The 2,353-nt window shown below is 76.2% G+C and carries 1 protein-coding gene; it reads right to left on the bottom strand.

The window, feature by feature from the left end; translation table 11 throughout:
• Window positions 1-35: 35 nt before the first annotated feature.
• Window positions 36-2,353, bottom strand: a 2,318-nt coding sequence (locus HMPREF3105_RS00180) for a bifunctional [glutamine synthetase] adenylyltransferase/[glutamine synthetase]-adenylyl-L-tyrosine phosphorylase (RefSeq protein WP_070708485.1), incomplete at its 5' end; no start/stop codon positions are given.

Raw genomic sequence — 2,353 nt, 5'->3', positions numbered from 1 at the left:
CCCGCCACCCCGTCGAGGTGGCGGGCCGGCGTCGTTCAGAGCCCGTAGAACCGGGTCTCGAACACCTGACGGGCCAGGCGGGTCACCCGCAGGTAGCGCTCCTCGAGCTCCCCGCCGGTCGTGCCCACCCCGCTGAGGCGGGCCACGGCCTCGAGGTCGCGCATGTTCGTGGGCAGCACGTCCGAGACCTTGCCCGTCCACAGCAGCAGGGCGGCGCGGATCCGGGTGGCCAGCAGCCACGCCTCCTCCAGCACGGCGACCTCGGCCTCGGGCAGCAGCCCGTGCCGGGCGATCGCCCGCAGGGCCGGCAGCGTGCCGGTGACCCGCAGGTCCTCGATCTGACCGGCGTGCTTGAGCTGCATTGACTGCACGAGCCACTCGACGTCCGAGAGCCCCCCGCGCCCGAGCTTGACATGGCGCGCCGGATCCGCCCCGCGGGGCAGCCGCTCGGCCTCCACGCGGGCCTTGATCCGGCGGATCTCCCGGGCATCGACGGCCGAGAGGTCCTGCGCGTAGCGGACGCCGTCGGCCCAGCGGCGGAAGTCGGTGGCCAGGTCGTCGTCGCCGGCCAGGGGGCGGGCGCGCAGCAGCGCCTGCCGCTCCCACACCTCGGCCCAGCGACCGTAGTACTCCCGGTACGAGTCCAGGGTGCGCACCAGGGGCCCCTGGCGTCCCTCGGGGCGCAGGTCGGCGTCCACCTCGAGCGGCCGCTCGCCGGGCAGCGGCGGGGTCGCGGGGCGGTGCAGCAGGGACATCAGCGTCCGCACGACCTCCTCGGCCTGCTCGCGCGCCCGCCCCTCGTCGACGCCGGGGCGTGGCCGGTGCACGAACAGGGCGTCCAGGTCCGAGCCGTAGGTGATCTCCCGCCCGCCCTGGCGGCCCATCGCCACCACGAGCACGTCGGTGAGGGGCTCGGCGTCCCCGACGACGGCCCGCCACGCCACCCGCAGGACGCCCACCACCGTCACCTGGTCGATGTCCGCGAGCGCGCCGCAGACGGATTCCAGGTCCAGCAGGCCGGACATGTCGGCCAGGGCGACACGCAGCGTCTCGCTGCGCCGCACCTGCCGCACGTGGCGCACGGCCGCGGGGGCCTCCTCCGCGGCCACGCGGCGGTCGAGCCGCGCGTCGACCTGGCGCCACAGCTGGATCGCGCCCCGGGGGTCGAGCTCCCGGTCGTCGCCCACCCAGGCCACGGCCTCGGGCGAGTGCTCGAGCAGGTCCCCCACGAACCGGGAGCCGGACAGGACCAGGCACAGCCGCCGGGCGGCGTCCGAGGAGTCGCGGAGCATCCGCAGATACCAGGCCGTGCCGCCGAGCGACTCGGAGAGCCGGCGGAAGGCGAGCAGGCCGCCGTCGGGGTCGGCGCCCCGCGCGAACCAGCCGAGCATGGCCGGCAGCAGCTGCCGCTGGACCGCGGCCCGGCGCGAGACGCCCTGGGTGAGGGCCTCGATGTGCCGCAGGGCGCCCTGCGGGTCGCGGTAGCCCAGCGCCGCCAGGCGGTCGCGGACGGCCTCCGCGGACAGCCGCACGTCCTCGGCGGACAGGGCGGCCGTCGTCGACAGCAGCGGCCGGTAGAACACGGTCTCGTGGAGACCGCGCACGGCGCGGCGCACGCGCGTGAACTCAGCCTGGAGGTCCTCGCCGGTGGCGGGGCCCCGGTCCATGGCGCCGCGCATCGACCGGGCGACGACGCGGCGGGCCTCCTCCTTGACCGGCATCAGGTGGGTGCGCCGCAGGTGCACGAGCTGGATGCGGTGCTCGAGGGTGCGCAGCCACCGGTAGTGCTCGTCGAACGCCCGCGCGTCTCGCGTGGTGACGTAGGAGGCGGCGTGCAGCGCCCGCACCGCGTCGAGCGTGCCGCGCACCCGCAGCGACTCGTCCGCACGGCCGTGCACGAGCTGGAGCAGCTGGGCCGTGAACTCGACGTCGCGCAGACCGCCGGGCCCGAGCTTGATCTCCCGCTCGCGCTCCGCGGGGGCGAGGGTGTCCAGGACCCGGGCGCGCATGGCCCGGACGGACTCGACGAACCCGTCGCGCGCGGAGGACTCCCACACCCGGGGCCAGATCTCCGCGATGTAGCGCTCGCCGAGCTGTGGCGAGCCCGCGATCGGGCGGGCCTTGAGCAGGGCCTGGAACTCCCAGCCGTGGGCCCAGCGGCGGTAGTACTCGGCGTGGGACTCCACGGTGCGGCTCAGGGCGCCGTCCTTGCCCTCGGGACGCAGGTTGGCGTCGACTTCCCACAGTCCCGGCTCGGGGGCCGCACCCTGGATCACGCGGCCGATGCCCGCGGCCAGCTCGGCCGCGAGCGCGGCGGCGCGCGGCCCGTCCGGGACCTGGGCGTCGGGGTCCG

It is taken from the genome of Micrococcus sp. HMSC31B01, assembly GCF_001816085.1.
In the GTDB taxonomy this organism is placed as follows: domain Bacteria; phylum Actinomycetota; class Actinomycetes; order Actinomycetales; family Micrococcaceae; genus Micrococcus; species Micrococcus luteus.
This window is presented reverse-complemented; position numbering and strand designations above follow the sequence as displayed.